The following is a 513-nucleotide window of genomic DNA, read 5'->3' as shown; positions in this document are numbered from 1 at the left end:
AAGGACTGCGCAACACCGCTCCCTAGTGCATATAGCTGGTTACCCGCTACAGCATCACTTGAGTCTTTAGTTATAGATCCATTGGCAAGCGATGTTATCTTGCTGCTTGCATTCTCTTCACCATGCGTCGCTACAAACGCACCTTTAGACTTATCCCACAACAAGGCATCAGCCTGAGCAGTGGTAATCTCATTGGTAATCTCTTTATGTAAATCCGTGAAAGAAGTTCCTACACCGGCAAATGCTGAAGCCACATCTGTATAGCTCTCCTCACTCTCAGTTCCATCAGATTTTACTGTTTTAATCGTGAACTTAGGTTTGCTCCATTTGCCATCCTCATACTTAGCATTACCACCTAAAGACTTCGCAACATCGCTCCCTAGGGCATATAGCTGGTTACCCGCTACAGCATCCGTTGACGTTCTACTAATGTCTCCATTTTTAAGAGACGTTATCTTGCTGCTCTCTTTACTGTCCCCATGCGTCGCTACAAACGCACCTTTAGCCTTATCC

Annotated in this window: 1 pseudogene; it reads right to left on the bottom strand. The window is 45.4% G+C overall.

Going from position 1 to position 513, the window contains the following annotated elements:
- Positions 1-513: pseudogene (locus ACFIJ7_RS09865) on the bottom strand (hypothetical protein); the annotation flags it as partial.

It is taken from the genome of Bartonella sp. MR100HLJHH (assembly GCF_042194215.1).
In the GTDB taxonomy this organism is placed as follows: Bacteria; Pseudomonadota; Alphaproteobacteria; order Rhizobiales; family Rhizobiaceae; genus Bartonella; species Bartonella grahamii.
Note: the sequence above shows the minus strand (reverse complement) of the source record. Positions and strands in the feature narration are given on the sequence as shown.